Raw genomic sequence first — 14177 nt, 5'->3', positions numbered from 1 at the left:
GTCACCGGCAGGCCGGCGCATGCTAAGCTGTCGTTCTGACAAGGAGACACCCCTATGAGCCGAGCCGGCCGGCTGTTCCAGCTGATGGACGCGTTGCGCGCCAACCGCCGCCCCGTCACGGCCGCGGCGCTGGCGGAACAACTGGGCGTTTCGGAACGGACGATCTACCGCGACATCCAGGCGTTGGCTGAACTGGGTGCACCCATCGAAGGCTCGGCCGGCGTGGGCTACCTGATGAAGACGGGCTTTTTCCTGCCGCCGCTGATGTTCGGCGCCGACGAACTGGAAGCGCTCGTGCTGGGCGCGCGCTGGGTACGGCGGCAGGGCGATCCGGCGCTGGCCCGAGCGGCCAGCGCGGCGCTGGCGAAGATCGCCACCGCGTCGCCGAAGGACCTGCGCGATCGCATGGCCGACACCAGCCTGTGGGTGCCGATCGGCGTGCCGCAGGCGGCCAGCGACCGGTTCGTGCAGCCGGCGCGCGAAGCGATCCGCCACCAGCACAAGCTGCGCATCCACTACAGCGACGAAGCAGGCCAGGCCACCGAGCGCATCGTCTGGCCGTTCGCGCTGGCGTTCTTCGAAGGGCGGCGGCTGCTGGCCGCGTGGTGCGAACTGCGCGATGCGCAACGCCACTTCCGCATCGACCGCATCAGCGCCGCCGCCACCCTGGCCGAGCGCTACCCGGTCCCGCGCCAGCAACTGATCGATCGCTGGCGCAGCGAGCACGGAATCCAGGAAGACTCCTGACAAAAACTGACAGTCGCTCCCGCTACGATGGTCACATCGACAACAATCATAAAAAGGGAACCACGATGCGCCTGTATTACCACCCCAGGTCCTCCAGCGTGCGCCGCGTGCTGCTGACGGCCCGCCATCTCGGCACCGAACTGGAACTGGTCGACATCGACCTGCTGGACCCGGCCGACCGCCAGCGCCTGGAGGAGCTGAACCCGAACAGCAAGATTCCGGTGCTGGAAGACGCCGGCTTCGTGCTGTGGGAATCGTGCGCGATCATGCAGTACCTGGCCGACCGCACGCCCGGGCAGACGCTGTATCCGCAGAACGTACGGGACCGTGCGGATGTCAACCGCTGGCTGTTCTGGACCTGCCAGCATTTTTCGCCCGCGCTGAGCGTCTTCACGTGGGAGAACGTGTGGAAAAAGCTGGTGATGGGGGCGGGCGCCGATCCGGCCGAGCTGGCACGGGCCGAGCGGGAACTGGCGCCGCTGGCGCAACTGCTGGAGGATCACCTGTCGCGCCGCACCTGGCTGGTGGGCCATGACGTCACGCTGGCCGACTATGCGATCGCGGCATCGTTGATGTATGTCGAACGGGCCCACGTGCCGCTGGCGCGGTATCCCCGCATCGTTGCGTGGCTTGGCCGGGTGCAGGCGCTCGAACCCTGGCAAGAGACGGACGTCGCCTGGTAATGCTGCCAGGTCGGATCGCTTTATGACTTTTATGTGAAATGGCGCACAGAACGCGGCAGGGCCAGGCCTTACTATGGACTCGTCTCTTTCAGGACATCCCTAGTTTTGGACTTGGCCCGCTCTCGAGCGGGCATTTTTTTTGTCCGCGCGTTTTGTATGCCAGGGGATGACGATGGACGAATTGATAACTCATATGCCGGCGCCGGCCGCGAACGACGTGGCACCCGCGCCAGGGCCACGAACGGACGACGGCCCGGATGGCCTGTTCAATCATTACCGCTTGCGCCGCCTGCAGGCGCTGGGTTTTGCGTCGGTGCCGCCGGCGGCGGCGGAAAACGTAGCGTGAACACGGTGCTGCCATTGGCGCTGGCCGCCGTCGCAGCGCCGCCGTGCAGCTGCATGATCGCCCGCACTATGGCAAGGCCCAGCCCGGCGGCGCCGCTGGCATCGCCCCGCGCCGGATCGGCCCTGTAGTAGCGATCGAACAGTTGCGCCAGGTGCTGCGGCGCGATGGCGCCGCCCGTGTTGCGCACTTCGATGCGACTGCCTCCGGCCTCCTGGCGTGCCCACAGCACCACGCTGCCGCCGCGCGGGGTGTGGCGCACGGCGTTGGCCACCAGGTTGTTGACGGCCCGCCGCAGCAGGATCGGATCGGCATGGACGGCGCCGGCGGCATCGACCCGCAGCGCGATGCCGCCTTCCTCGGCCAGCATGTCGAAGTATTCGGCGATGTGCGCCAGCTCCTGCGCCGCGTCCAGCGCCACGCGGTGCAGCGCCAGCTGGGCGTGATCGGCGCGCGCGAGGAACAGCGTGTTCTCGATCATGCGCGCCAGCCGTTCGTATTCCTCCAGGTTCGATGCCAGCAGCGCCTCGTAGTCGGCGCTGCCGCGCGGCCGCGACAGCGCCACCTGCGTCTGCATCATCAGCGTGTTGAGCGGCGTGCGCAGGTCGTGCGCCAGGTCGGCGGCAAAGCCGGACAGGCGCTGCACGCCTTCCTCCAGCCGGTCCAGCATGGCATTGAAGGCCACCCCCAGCTCGCGCAGTTCGGCCGGCACGTCCTCGACCGACAGCCGGCTGGCCAGGCGCTGCGTGCTGATCTCGTTGGCCTTGCCGATCACGTCGTGCAGCGGGCGCATGCCGCGCCGGACGACGGCAAACGCGAGCCCGGTTGCCACCAGCGTACCCACGGCCAGGCCGGCTGCCAGGTCCGACGTGTAGCGCCGCAGGATCGCCAGGCGGTGCGAGCGCTGGCGCACGATGGTGATGCGCACTGGCACCTGCGCCGTGCCGGCGCTGGCCAGTGCGACGATGGCGCGCCCTGGTCCCGCTGCAAGTTGCCAGTCGCGGATGTCGGCCCGGGCCGGGGCCCGCGCCAGCGGCACGGCGGGCCAGGCGGGCACCGCGTCTTCCCGTGTCGAGGTTACGACGACTGTGCGGCCGGCCGCATCGGTCAGGCGCAGTGCCATGCCATCCTGGCCGAACACGTTGTCGAGGACCATGCGCAGTTCGTCCGGCATCGCCAGCGGCATGGGTTGGCTGGCCAGCAGGTGGCGGATCAGCACGACCTTGTCCAGGAGGGCGGTGTCGTCCCGTTCCGACATCTGCTGCGACAGCGCCTGGTACAGGTAAGCCCCCACGGCCAGGAACACCGCGGCCGCGATGGCGGAAAACAGCAGCGCCAGGCGCAGCGCGATGGACAGGCTGGCGAGGCGGCGCATCAGGCTTTGTCGTCCACCGTGTAGCCGATGCCGCGCACCGTGTGCACCAGCTTGACGGGCCACGGATCGTCGAGCTTCGCCCGCAGGCGGCGGATGGCCACGTCGACGACGTTGGTGTCGGAGTCGAAGTTCATGTCCCACACCTGGGCGGCGATCTGGCGCCGCGACAGCACTTCGCCACGGCGCCGTGCCAGCAGGTGCAGCAGCGCGAATTCCTTGGGCGTCAGGTCGATGCGCTGGCCGCCGCGTGCGACCTTGTGGCGCAGCACGTCGATCTCGGCATCGGCGATGCGGATGACGGCCTCTTCGCGCACGGGGCCGCGCCGCAGCAGGGTGCGGATGCGGGCGAGCAGCTCGGCAAAGGCAAAGGGCTTGACGAGGTAGTCGTCGGCGCCCAGCTCCAGTCCGCGCACGCGGTCGGGCACGTCGTCGCGCGCGGTCAGGAACAGCACCGGCGTGTCCTTGCTCTCGCGCAGGGCGCGCAATACCGACCAGCCGTCCATGGCCGGCAGCATCACGTCCAGCACGACCAGGTCGAACGCCTCGCCCAGTGCCAGGCGCAGGCCTTCCGGCCCGGTGCGGGCCAGCGCGGCGTCGAAGCCGGCTTCCTGCAAACCCTGCAGCAGGTGGTTGCCGGTTTTCGGCTCGTCTTCCACGACCAGTATGCGCATGCTGTCCTCCCGGCCGTATTGTGGCCGTGCTTTAGTAGCCCGTGGATGACGATTTTGTCATGTCAGCGCTCGCTGCCGGGCAGCGCCCAGCGCAGCCCGCGCGTGATGACGACAGGGGCAATGGTCAGGTGGTCCTCGTCCGGCACGACGATGCTCGTCACGTTGAGGTTCGGATAATTGCGCGACTTCAGGGCCGCCGTGAAATTGCGCACGTCGCGCACCATGTCCTCGTCCTTGTTGAAGCGGGGCCCGTGGCGCACCGCCTCGTAGCTGCCGACGGCGAACAACACGTTGGCGCGCAGGTCCTTGTGGCCGGCCGCATAGGCCTTCTCGCGCTCGAACATGACGCGCTTGTTGAACCACAGCGACGGGCTGCCCAGCACATAGTTGTCGAACATCTCCGGCTCGTTCAGCAGCATGTCCAGGCCCAGCAGCGAGCCATAGGAATGGCCGATGAAGGTCTTGCGGCCCATGTCGGCGCGGTAGTGCTTCGCCACGAACGGGAATACCTCGTCGGCGATGAAGCGGCGGTAGCTGGCGGCCTCGCCGAACTTCGGTTCGCGCCCCGGCATGTCCGCGACCAGCGACGTGTCGCCGGACGGTGTCGGCGTATAGTCGCGCCGGCGGCTGTACTCGGCGCTGTCGCCGCGCGCGTACGACAGGCCGACCAGGATGAATTCCTCGATGGCCTTGCCGCCGCGGCCGGCACGGTAGCCGATCGCGCGCGTCACCGGAAAGGCGTACGGCGCATCGGTGACGAAGACCACCGGATAGCTGCGGCCCGATTTCGCATACGAGGGCGGCAGGCTCACGTAGATCTGGTAGTCGCGCTGCAGGTTCTGGGCGCGGACGCTGCGCACCTCGGTGCCCTCGAGAACGTAGGGCGCGCCTTCCAGCGCGATCGTGCCGCCCTGGGCACACGCCAACGCGGCGGCACCGGCCAGCAATGCGGCGGCCGCCAGGCGGCGCAGGGGAAAGTCGGATCGGTTCATCGTCGGGCGTGCAAAAAAGCCAATTATCGCCGATCTGCCGCGATGCCCGCCATCGCACCGTCGTGCCTTAACGACGAGCCCGTGTCCCACCGCGGTGCCTGACCCCGGGGTGGGATACGGGCTGGGCTGTGAATGCGCGGTGGCTACAGTATCAGCACGGCGTACAGCGACGCCACCTCGTCGGCCGATTCACGCAGGATCGCGTCGAAGGTGCCGTCGCCGATGGCGAAGTCGATGGTGCGGGCCGCCTGTGCCGTGGTGGCGCCGGGGCGGGTATGCATGGGGGAGGGGACGGGCGCCAGGTCGTCGGCCAGCAGCAAGGTGTCGCCCAGGTTCTCCGGCGGCAGCGCGCGCATGCCGCCCCACATGGCCGCCACGGCGTCCATCACCGGCTCCGGCACCATCAGCTTGGCCAGCACGCCGCGGCCGATCTCGACTTCGCCATGGTCGATCCATTCGGCCGGTTCGCCATCCATGATGCCGGGGAAGTCCTGCGCGCGCGACAGCAGATAAAACGCGCCCACCTCGTGCACGATGCCCGCAAACAGCGCCGTATCGGGATCGACGTGGGTCACGCGGCGGGCGATGACCTGGGCCAGTGCCGCCGTGTGCGCCGTGTGTTCCCACAGGCGGGTGATGTAGTCCTGCAGCACCGGATCGGCCACGCGGCTGCCGATCTGGCGCACCAGCACGGCGGCTACCAGCGACTGCAAGGTGCGCACGCCCAGGCGCTGTACGGCCGAGCGCACGCTGGAGATTTCGGTGCCGGAGCGGTTGTAGGCGACCGAATTGGCGATGGCGACGGTGCGCGCGGCCAGCAAAGGGTCCGCCTGGATCAGGCGCGTCGCCACGTCCGCGTGGCAGTCGGGGTCCATCAGCGCTCGTTGGAGCTTGATGGAAGCGTCCACGTTGGCGGGAAATGCGAGCTCGCCGCGGCTCGCCTGAGCTGCGATGGTATTGAAGGCGTCCAGTCTGTCCATCGAAAAATTATACCCACAATATTGCCACGTGGAATCATTTTTAACGGTGAGCGTTGCACGGAAGCCCCGTCGGCGCTTGTTTGGCGCCGACCCCGGCGCTTATTCCTGGCGGAAGATGGCGTCGCAGCCTTCCTGCGTGCCTTCGACGTCGCTCAGTTCGTCGATCAGTTCCAGGTCTTCCAGTTCCTCGACGGCATTGGTAAAGCTGTTGTGTTTCGTGGCGCCGATCAGGCGGTAGATTTCGCCATCTTCGTTGCGCACGCCGATCAGCAGCTTTTCCTTGCGCACTTCGTCGGTCGTCGTCGTTTCCAGCAGCAGGTTGCCGGTGATCTGTTTGTCGAACTTGGCCGGCGTGACGCCGTCGATCAGGGTGGTTTTCAGCATTGTATTATCCGTGATGGGTTGATGGTGTCGGGTTGGGGGCGGCATCGATGTCGGCCTTCAGGCCCGCCAGCGTGCGTTCGAGCCGGTCGAAATCGGCCTCGTCGTAGTGGGCGAAGACTGCGCCGCCGCCGGCGACGACGCGCGGGAACACGTCGTCGAACAGGCGCGCGCCGGCATCGGTCAGGCGCAGGAACCAGGAGCGCTTGTCGTCGCTGCTGCGGGTGCGTTCCACGAGGCCTTTCTGTTCCAGCCGCTCGATGACGCCGGTCATGGTGCCTTTCGTGATCAGCGTGCGTTCGCCCAGTTCCTTGTACGACATGCCGGGCGTGTTGCCCAGCGTGGCGATGATGTCGAACTGGGCATGCGTCAGGCCGCAGGCGCGCGCATGCTGGCCCGACAGCCGCTCGAAGCCTTGCATGCACTCGGCCAGCAGCCGGATACTTTTCAGATAGCGTTCCCCCATGCCGCGATTATAGCGCCGGGCCATCGGAATACCCGGGCTGGAAACCCGGTTATCATAGGGGGTTGCAACGCTGCCTGATTACCGATGTCTGCCGATTGCCCGATGTGTGTCCCGATGTCCGTTCGTCCTTGTCCCAGCGATGGCGTTCGCTGACCTGAACCGCCTGCCGCGCCAGGCGCCGCTGCGCATGCTGCTGGTCAATGCCGGACAGGGGGACTGCCTGTCCTGGGCCGGCCTGGTCCAGCCGCTGCGGGTGGCCCAGCGCCTGCTGGGGCGAGACTTCAAGCTCGACGTGCGCACCATCGAGCAGGCCGTGCAGGACGTCGACGACGGCTGGCACGTCGCGCTGCTGGTCGCCGACGAGCACCTGCCGCGCCCGGCCGAGGCGCTGCTGCGCGCCGCCATCGAGCGCTGCCGGGGCGCCACGTATTGGGGCGGCGTCGGCGCCGCCGTGCTGTGGCTGGCCGATGCCGGCGTCATGGGCGGCATCCGCATCGCGCTGCCGTGGGCGCTGTACGGCGACACGGAAGACATCACCGAGCGCGCCATCCTGACGCCGCACCTGTTCGAACTCGATGGCCGCCACCTGAGCTGCTGCGGTGGCGCCGCCAGCGTGGATTTCGCATTGACCTTGATCGACGCCCTGTTCGGCTCCGGCGTGCAGGCGTCCGTCAAGGAAACGCTGTGCATCGAACGGGTGCGCAATGCGGACGAGCGCCAGCGCGTGGCCCTGCAAGCCCGCTTCGGCGCGCTGCAGCCGAAGTTGTCGGAAGCCGTCACCTTGATGGAGGCGAACATCGAGGAGCCCCTGTCGACGGACGACATCGCCAACCTTGTCGGCCTGTCGCGCCGCCAGCTCGAGCGCCTGTTCAAGCAATACCTGGGCAGCCTGCCGTCGCGCTATTACCTGGAACTGCGCCTGCAACGCGCCCGTCAGTTGCTGCTGGAAACCAATCATTCCATCGTGCAAGTAGGCCTGATGTGCGGCTTCTCCAGCGGTTCCCACTTCTCCACCGCCTTCGGCACGCTGTTCGGCAACACCCCGCGCGAAGAGCGCCAGCGCAAGCTCGCCGCAGCGTAAGAACGGTGACAGTCACCCATTTCCGGCGGAAATGGGTGACTGTCACCGTTTTTACGCCGATTCTGAAAAACCTTGTCGCAGATTCAAAAGAGTTTTAGCATCCCCGCTTTTACAATGCAGTACACCCGCAGCGGCTCTGCTGCGGCCGTACCTCTTAACTCGATGGGGATTGCCATGAACGCCAAGCTTGATACCGCTGTTACCACCCGCCCTGTCACCCGGCAGACTTTTGACGAAGTGCTCGTGCCGACCTACGCACCCGCAGCGATGGTACCAGTGCGTGCAGCAGGCCTGGACCTGTGGGACCAGAACGGCAAGCAGTACCTGGACTTCACGTCCGGTATCGCCGTCGCGGCGCTGGGCCACTGCAATCCCGTCGTCGTCGAGGCGCTGACCCGCCAGGCCAATACGCTCTGGCACCTGGGCAATGGCTACACCAACGAGCCCGTGCTGCGCCTGGCGCTGGCGCTGACGGAGGCGACGTTCGCCGACCGCGCGTTCTTCTGCAACTCCGGCGCGGAAGCCAACGAGGCCGCCTTCAAGCTGGCCCGCAAGCATGCCCACACCAAGTTCGGCCCGCAGAAATCGCGCATCATCTCGTGCTACAACTCGTTCCACGGCCGTACGCTGTTCACGGTCTCCGTCGGCGGCCAGTCGAAGTACACGGAAGGCTTCGAGCCGCTGCCGCCGGCGATCGACCACATCCCCTACAACGACATCGAAGCGGCCCGCGCCGCCATCGGTGACGACGTCTGCGCGGTGGTCGTCGAGCCGGTGCAGGGCGAAGGCGGCGTCATGCCGGGCAATCCGGAATTCCTGCAGGAGCTGCGTGCGCTGTGCGACAAGACCGGCGCGCTGCTGATCTTCGACGAAGTCCAGTGTGGCATGGGCCGTACCGGCTCGCTGTTCGCCTACATGGGCTACGGCGTCACGCCGGACATCCTGACCTCGGCGAAAGCGCTGGGCAACGGCTACCCGATCGGCGCGATGCTGACGACCGAGGCGCTGGCGCAGACGCTGTCCGTCGGCACCCACGGCACCACGTACGGCGGCAACCCGCTGGCCGCGACGGTGGCGCTGACGGTGCTGGAGACGATCAACCAGCCGGCCTTCCTGGCCCGCGTCAAGGAAGCGAGCCTGTACCTGATCGAGAAGCTGGAAGAAGTCATGCGCGACTACCCGCAGGTCTTTACCGCCGTGCGCGGCGCCGGCCTGCTGCTGGGCATGGTCGTGTCGGAAGAGTTCAAAGGCCGTTCGAAGGACATCCAGCGTGCCGCCGAGGCACAGGGCCTGATGGTCCTGATCGCCGGTCCCGACGTGCTGCGCATGGCGCCCGCGCTGATCGTCACCGACGCGCAGATCGACACCGCCGTGGCCCTGCTGCGCAAAGGCCTGGACACGCTGCTGGCCGCAAAATAAGCGCGGGCGCCCAGGCGCCTGCGCACTGCCGCGCCTCGGCGCGGCCCCGTACCGCGGCGCTGCCACATGGCGGCGTCGCGACGGTATTCGCCTTCTTCCATTGAGGAGTCACTATGTACGTCGTCCGTCCGGTAGAAGCCGGGGATATTGCAGCCCTCGAAGCGCTGGCCGCGGTGACCATGCCAGGGGTGCATACATTGCCCAAGACGCGCGACAAGATCGAGCAGGCCGTCGAACGCTCGATCGCCTCGTTTGCCGCGCAGGTGGACATCCCCAGCGAGGAGTCCTACCTGTTCGTGCTGGAAGCGCTGGCCGAGCGCAAGATCGTCGGCACCGCCGCCATCTTCGCCTCCGCCGGTTCGAACGGCACCTATTTTTCGTTCCGCAACGACGTCATCCAGCAGGTCTCGCGCGACCTGAACATCTGCCACAACGTGCACGCGCTGACGTTGTGCTCGGAGCTGACGGCGTATTCGCAGCTGTCGTCGTTCTACGTCGACGAGGCGCTGCAGGAGCGTCCCGAGGCGGCGCTGCTGTCGCGATCGCGCCTGCTGTTCGCGGTGCAGCAACCGCAGCGCTTCGGCGACCGCTTCTTCGTGCCGCTGGCCGGCGTCACCGACGAGAAGGGCGGCTCGCCGTTCTGGGACGCGCTGGGCCGCAAGTTCTTCAAGATGGACTTCCTGGACGCCGAGCGCGTCATCGGCGGCGCCCGCAACCGCACGCTGATCGTCGAGCTGATGCCGCATTACCCCGTCTACGTGCCGCTGCTGCCGGGCGATGCCCAGGCGGCGATGGGCCAGATCCACCCGTCCGGCGAACTGGCGTTCAACCTGCTGACGGCCGAGGGCTTCGAAGCCGACGAATATATCGACATCTTCGACGGTGGCCCGATCCTGCAGGCACACAAGCACGCGCTGCGCACGTTCACCAGTTCGCAGACGCTGCGCGTGCGCACCGGCGACGGCCAGGTGCCGGAAGGCCCGCTGGTCAACTACGCGATCGCCAACAACGCCGGCCCCGCGTTCCGTGCGGTGACGATCGCCTGCCCGGAGCTCGAAGGCTGCGAAGCCGTGGCCCTGAGCCCGGAACTGCAGGACATCCTGCGCGTCGCCGAAGGCGACAGCGTGACCTGCGTGCGCGTTTAACAACTGAACCGAGAACCCCTATGCTAGTCGTACGCGCCATCAACGAGAACGACCTCGACGCCCTGTACAGCATGGCCACGCAGGTCGGTACCGGCATGACCACGCTGAAACCGGACATGAAGATGCTGGGCGACCGCCTGGCCACCGCCTGCGCCTCGTTTGCCGAGACGATCCCCCCGGAACAGCGCGACTACATGTTCGTGATGGAAGACACGAGCAACGGCCGCATTGCCGGCGTGTGCGCCATCAAGGGCGCGGTCGGCCTGACGGAGCCGTTCTACAACTACCGCATCGGCACGCTGGTGCATTCGAGCCGCGAGCTGAACGTGTTCACCAAGATGGACACGCTGTACCTGTCGAACGACCTGACCGGCTCCTCGGAACTGTGCTCGCTGTTCCTGCATCCGGACTACCGGCAGGGCCACAACGGCAAGCTGCTGTCGAAAAGCCGCTTCCTGTTCATCGCCCAGTTCCCGCACCTGTTCACCCAGAAGATCATCGCCGAGATGCGCGGCTACCAGGCCGACGACGGCAGCTCGCCGTTCTACGAAGGCCTGGGCCGGCACTTCTTCAAGATGGATTTCCACCACGTGGACGACCTGACGGCGCTGGGCAAGAAATCGTTCATCGCCGAACTGATGCCGCGCCAGCCGCTGTACATCGACTACCTGCCGAAGGAAGCCCAGGAAGTGGTGGGCCAGGTGCACAAGTCGACCGCGCCGGCGCGCCGCCTGCTGGAGCAGGAAGGCCTGCACTACGAAGGGTATGTCGACATCTTCGACGCCGGTCCCGTGCTGCAGGCGCGCGTGTCGGAACTGCGCGCGATGCGCGACAGCGAACTGGCGACCGTGGCGCCCGATACCGACATGGCGCACGCCTGCGCGCCGGCCCATCCGGAGCCGACCCTGGTGTCGAACACCGTGCTGAAGGATTTCCGCATGATCGTCACGCAGGCCACGCCCGTCAACGGCGAGATCGACCTGTCGACGCAAGACCTACAACTGCTGCGCTGCCATATGGGCGATACCGTGCGCACGCTGCCACTTAACGTGAGGAAGAACAATGTCTGAACAAGCACTGAGCAATTTCATCGGCGGCCAGTGGAAAGCCGGCAGCGGCGTGGAGCTGGTGACCGTCAATCCCGCCACGGGCAAGCAGACGTGGGCCAGCCGCGAGGCGACGACGGCCGACGTGGCCGAAGCCTGCCGCGCCGCACGCGATGCCTTCGAGGCCTGGGCCCTGCGCCCGCTGGAGGAACGCATCGCCATCGTGACGAAATTCCGCGACCTGCTGAAGGAAAACAACGAGCAGCTGGCCGCGCTGATCGCCGAGGAAGTGGGCAAGCCGATGTGGGAAGCCCGCACCGAAGTGACGACGATGGCCAACAAGGTCGACATCTCGATCCAGTCGTACGGCACGCGCACGGGCGAAGTGCACAACAAGGTGCCGGACGGCGAAGCCGTGCTGCGCCACCGTCCGCACGGCGTGTTCGGCGTGTTCGGTCCCTATAACTTCCCGGGCCACCTGCCGAACGGCCATATCGTGCCGGCGCTGATCGCCGGGAACACCGTCGTCTTCAAGCCCAGCGAGTACGCGCCGCGCACCGCCATCAAGACCGTCCAGCTGTGGGAGCAGGCCGGGGTGCCGGCCGGCGTGATCAACCTCGTCAACGGCGGTCGCGAGACCGGCGTCGCGCTGGGCCAGAACCAGGACATCGACGGCGTGCTGTTTACCGGCAGCAGCCAGACCGGCGCCGCGCTGCATCGCCAGTTCGGCGGCCAGCCCGGCAAGCTGCTGGCACTGGAAATGGGCGGCAACAACCCGCTGGTCGTGTGGGACGTGCAGGACATCGATGCCGCCGTCTTCATGGCCATCCAGTCCGCCTTCATCTCGGCCGGCCAGCGCTGCACCTGCGCGCGCCGCCTGGTGGTGCAGCAGGGCGCACAGGGCGACGCCTTCGTACAGCGCCTGGTGCAGGTCGCAGCGACGATCCAGGTGGGCGAATCGCATGCGGAACCGCAGCCGTTCATGGGCCCCGTGGTGTCCGCCGCCGTGGCCGAGCGGCTGGTGCAGGCGCAGCAGGACCTGGTCGCCAAGGGCGGCAAGCTGCTGCTGGAAATGAAGCAGCTGCAGCCGGGCACGGGTCTCGTCTCGGCCGGCATCGTCGACGTGACCGATGTGCAAGGCATCCCGGACGAAGAGTGGTTCGGCCCCCTGCTGCAGGTTTACCGCACCAATGATTTCGACCAAGCCCTGCGCATCGCCAACAACACGGAGTTCGGCCTGGCTGCCGGCCTGCTGTCGAACGACGCATCGCTGTGGCAGAAGTTCCAGTTGCGCGCCCGCGCCGGCATCGTCAACTGGAATCGCCCGACCACGGGCGCGGCCAGCTCGGCGCCGTTCGGCGGCGTCGGCAAGTCCGGCAACCACCGCCCGAGCGCGTACTACGCCGCGGACTACTGCGCCTATCCGGTCGCGTCGATCGAGAACAGCGCCCTTGAAATGCCGGCCAAGCTGTCGCCCGGCCTGACTTTTTGATTGACCGCCATGAGCGCACGTGAATTCAACTTCGACGGCCTGGTCGGGCCGTCGCACAACTACGCCGGCCTCTCGTTCGGCAATGTCGCCTCGTTCAACAACGTCAAGAGCGCGTCGAACCCGAAGCAGGCCGCGTTGCAGGGCCTGGCCAAGATGCGCGCCCTGGCCGCGCGCGGATTTGCGCAAGCCGTGCTGCCGCCGCAGGACCGCCCCAACTTCCGCCTGCTGCGCAGCCTGGGCTTTACGGGCAGCGATGCGGACGTGCTGGCGCGTGCCTACAAGGAGTCGCCCGTCATCCTGGCGTGCGCGTATTCCGCCTCGCCCATGTGGACGGCCAATGCGGCCACCGTCAGCCCGTCGCGCGACACGGCGGACGGACGCGTGCACTTCACACCCGCAAACCTGAACAACAAGCTGCACCGCGCGCTGGAATACGTGCAGACGACCCGCGCCCTGCAAGCGATCTTCGCCGACGAGCGCCACTTTGCCGTGCACGACGCGCTGCCATCCACGCCCGCTTTCGGCGACGAAGGCGCGGCCAACCACACGCGCCTGTGCGCGCAGCACGGGCTCGATGCGGTCGAGATGTTCGTCTACGGCCGCGTGGAGTTCGACCCGGCCGCGCCGGCGCCAAAGCGCTACCCGGCCCGCCAGACGCTGGAGGCCTCGCAGGCGGTCGCTCGCAAGCATGGCCTGGCCGAGGCGCGCACCGTCTACGTCCAGCAGAATCCGGACGTGATCGACCAGGGCGTGTTCCACAACGACGTCATCGCCGTGGGCAATGCCAACGTGCTGTTCTACCACGAGCAGGCCTTCGCGGACGAGCAGGGCGCCCTGTTCCAGCTGCGCCAGGCCATGGCCGGCGTGGATGCGGAACTGACCGCCATCCGCGTCGATACGGACATGGTGTCGGTGCAGGACGCCGTGCACAGCTACCTGTTCAACAGCCAGCTGCTGTCCAAGGACGGCGGCAAGATGGCGCTGGTGATTCCGCAGGAATGCCAGGAAAACGCGGCCGTGTCCCGTTATCTCGAAGGCCTGGTCGCCAGCGGCGGTCCGGTCGACGAACTGGTTCACTTCGACCTGCGCCAGAGCATGCGCAACGGCGGCGGCCCGGCGTGCCTGCGCCTGCGCGTGGCGCTGACGGACGCCGAAGCGAGCGCGATGCACCAGGGCGTGGTCATGACGGAAGCGCTGTACCACACGCTGGTTGCGTGGGTCGAGAAGCACTACCGCGACAAGCTGGAACCGCAGGACCTGGCCGACCCCGCGCTGGCCGTCGAGGTGCACACCGCACTGGAGGAACTGGCGCGCATCCTCGGCATGCCGGGCCTGTATGATCTGTAGTTGATTTAG

The 14177-nt window shown here is 67.1% G+C and carries 14 protein-coding genes; 8 read left to right on the top strand and 6 right to left on the bottom strand.

Annotated features, from left to right (window positions below; translation table 11 throughout):
* The first annotated feature begins 54 nt into the window (after positions 1-54).
* Both PX653_RS19935 and PX653_RS19930 read left to right on the top strand, forming a co-directional pair.
* The gene (locus PX653_RS19935; RefSeq protein ID WP_277414476.1) at positions 55-747 is read left to right on the top strand and encodes a helix-turn-helix transcriptional regulator; all 693 of its coding nucleotides are present in this window, start codon (positions 55-57) and stop codon (positions 745-747) included.
* Positions 748-812: 65 nt separating this feature from the next.
* A complete protein-coding gene (locus tag PX653_RS19930) occupies positions 813-1430 on the top strand; it encodes a glutathione S-transferase family protein (RefSeq protein ID WP_277414475.1) in 618 nt (205 codons plus the stop codon).
* Positions 1431-1696: 266 nt separating this feature from the next.
* Here PX653_RS19930 and PX653_RS19925 read toward each other — a convergent pair whose 3' ends face one another.
* The 6 genes from PX653_RS19925 to PX653_RS19900 all read right to left on the bottom strand — a co-directional run bounded on the left by PX653_RS19925 (position 1697) and on the right by PX653_RS19900 (position 6638).
* Positions 1697-3148 (bottom strand): heavy metal sensor histidine kinase, encoded by a 1452-nt coding sequence (locus PX653_RS19925; protein ID WP_277414474.1) that lies wholly within the window; start codon positions 3146-3148, stop codon positions 1697-1699.
* Positions 3148-3819 (bottom strand): heavy metal response regulator transcription factor, encoded by a 672-nt coding sequence (locus tag PX653_RS19920; RefSeq protein WP_277414473.1) that lies wholly within the window; start codon positions 3817-3819, stop codon positions 3148-3150. The genes PX653_RS19925 and PX653_RS19920 overlap by 1 nt, the downstream gene beginning before the upstream one ends.
* A 62-nt stretch (positions 3820-3881) precedes the next feature.
* Positions 3882-4811 (bottom strand): alpha/beta hydrolase, encoded by a 930-nt coding sequence (locus PX653_RS19915; protein WP_277414472.1) that lies wholly within the window; start codon positions 4809-4811, stop codon positions 3882-3884.
* A gap of 143 nt (positions 4812-4954) precedes the next feature.
* Positions 4955-5791, bottom strand: a complete 837-nt coding sequence (locus tag PX653_RS19910) for an HDOD domain-containing protein (RefSeq protein WP_277414471.1) — start codon at positions 5789-5791, stop codon at positions 4955-4957.
* Positions 5792-5890: 99 nt separating this feature from the next.
* Positions 5891-6172, bottom strand: coding sequence for a hypothetical protein (locus PX653_RS19905; protein WP_277418615.1), 282 nt, complete (start codon positions 6170-6172; stop codon positions 5891-5893).
* A gap of 7 nt (positions 6173-6179) precedes the next feature.
* Positions 6180-6638 (bottom strand): MarR family winged helix-turn-helix transcriptional regulator, encoded by a 459-nt coding sequence (locus PX653_RS19900; protein ID WP_277414470.1) that lies wholly within the window; start codon positions 6636-6638, stop codon positions 6180-6182.
* Positions 6639-6777: 139 nt separating this feature from the next.
* Here PX653_RS19900 and PX653_RS19895 point away from each other — a divergent pair, with 139 nt between their 5' ends.
* The 6 genes from PX653_RS19895 (at position 6778) to astB (ending at position 14168) form a co-directional block, all read left to right on the top strand.
* Entirely contained in the window at positions 6778-7719 is a 942-nt protein-coding gene (locus PX653_RS19895; protein ID WP_277414469.1) for a GlxA family transcriptional regulator, read from the top strand.
* A 174-nt stretch (positions 7720-7893) separates the two neighbouring features.
* The gene (gene astC, locus PX653_RS19890; RefSeq protein ID WP_277414468.1) at positions 7894-9138 is read left to right on the top strand and encodes an acetylornithine/succinylornithine family transaminase; all 1245 of its coding nucleotides are present in this window, start codon (positions 7894-7896) and stop codon (positions 9136-9138) included.
* 113 nt (positions 9139-9251) lie between these two features.
* Positions 9252-10283, top strand: coding sequence for an arginine N-succinyltransferase (locus PX653_RS19885; protein WP_277414467.1), 1032 nt, complete (start codon positions 9252-9254; stop codon positions 10281-10283).
* 20 nt (positions 10284-10303) lie between these two features.
* Positions 10304-11353, top strand: a complete 1050-nt coding sequence (gene astA / locus PX653_RS19880; protein WP_277414466.1) for an arginine N-succinyltransferase — start codon at positions 10304-10306, stop codon at positions 11351-11353.
* A complete protein-coding gene (gene astD / locus PX653_RS19875) occupies positions 11346-12821 on the top strand; it encodes a succinylglutamate-semialdehyde dehydrogenase (RefSeq protein ID WP_277414465.1) in 1476 nt (491 codons plus the stop codon). Before astA ends, astD begins: the two co-directional genes overlap by 8 nt.
* Positions 12822-12830: 9 nt before the next feature.
* A complete protein-coding gene (gene astB / locus PX653_RS19870; protein ID WP_277414464.1) occupies positions 12831-14168 on the top strand; it encodes an N-succinylarginine dihydrolase in 1338 nt (445 codons plus the stop codon).
* Positions 14169-14177 lie beyond the last annotated feature (9 nt).

The organism is Pseudoduganella chitinolytica (assembly GCF_029028125.1).
In the GTDB taxonomy this organism is placed as follows: Bacteria; Pseudomonadota; Gammaproteobacteria; order Burkholderiales; family Burkholderiaceae_D; genus Rugamonas; species Rugamonas chitinolytica.
Note: the sequence above shows the minus strand (reverse complement) of the source record. Positions and strands in the feature narration are given on the sequence as shown.

Coding starts and splice junctions, on each gene's coding strand:
- PX653_RS19935 (WP_277414476.1), top strand. CDS start 55: ATGAGCCGAGCCGGCCGGCTGTTCCAGCTGATGGACGCGTTGCGCGCC.
- PX653_RS19930 (WP_277414475.1), top strand. CDS start 813: ATGCGCCTGTATTACCACCCCAGGTCCTCCAGCGTGCGCCGCGTGCTG.
- PX653_RS19925 (WP_277414474.1), bottom strand. CDS start 3,148: ATGCGCCGCCTCGCCAGCCTGTCCATCGCGCTGCGCCTGGCGCTGCTG.
- PX653_RS19920 (WP_277414473.1), bottom strand. CDS start 3,819: ATGCGCATACTGGTCGTGGAAGACGAGCCGAAAACCGGCAACCACCTG.
- PX653_RS19915 (WP_277414472.1), bottom strand. CDS start 4,811: ATGAACCGATCCGACTTTCCCCTGCGCCGCCTGGCGGCCGCCGCATTG.
- PX653_RS19910 (WP_277414471.1), bottom strand. CDS start 5,791: ATGGACAGACTGGACGCCTTCAATACCATCGCAGCTCAGGCGAGCCGC.
- PX653_RS19900 (WP_277414470.1), bottom strand. CDS start 6,638: ATGGGGGAACGCTATCTGAAAAGTATCCGGCTGCTGGCCGAGTGCATG.
- PX653_RS19895 (WP_277414469.1), top strand. CDS start 6,778: ATGGCGTTCGCTGACCTGAACCGCCTGCCGCGCCAGGCGCCGCTGCGC.
- astC (WP_277414468.1), top strand. CDS start 7,894: ATGAACGCCAAGCTTGATACCGCTGTTACCACCCGCCCTGTCACCCGG.
- PX653_RS19885 (WP_277414467.1), top strand. CDS start 9,252: ATGTACGTCGTCCGTCCGGTAGAAGCCGGGGATATTGCAGCCCTCGAA.
- astA (WP_277414466.1), top strand. CDS start 10,304: ATGCTAGTCGTACGCGCCATCAACGAGAACGACCTCGACGCCCTGTAC.
- astD (WP_277414465.1), top strand. CDS start 11,346: ATGTCTGAACAAGCACTGAGCAATTTCATCGGCGGCCAGTGGAAAGCC.
- astB (WP_277414464.1), top strand. CDS start 12,831: ATGAGCGCACGTGAATTCAACTTCGACGGCCTGGTCGGGCCGTCGCAC.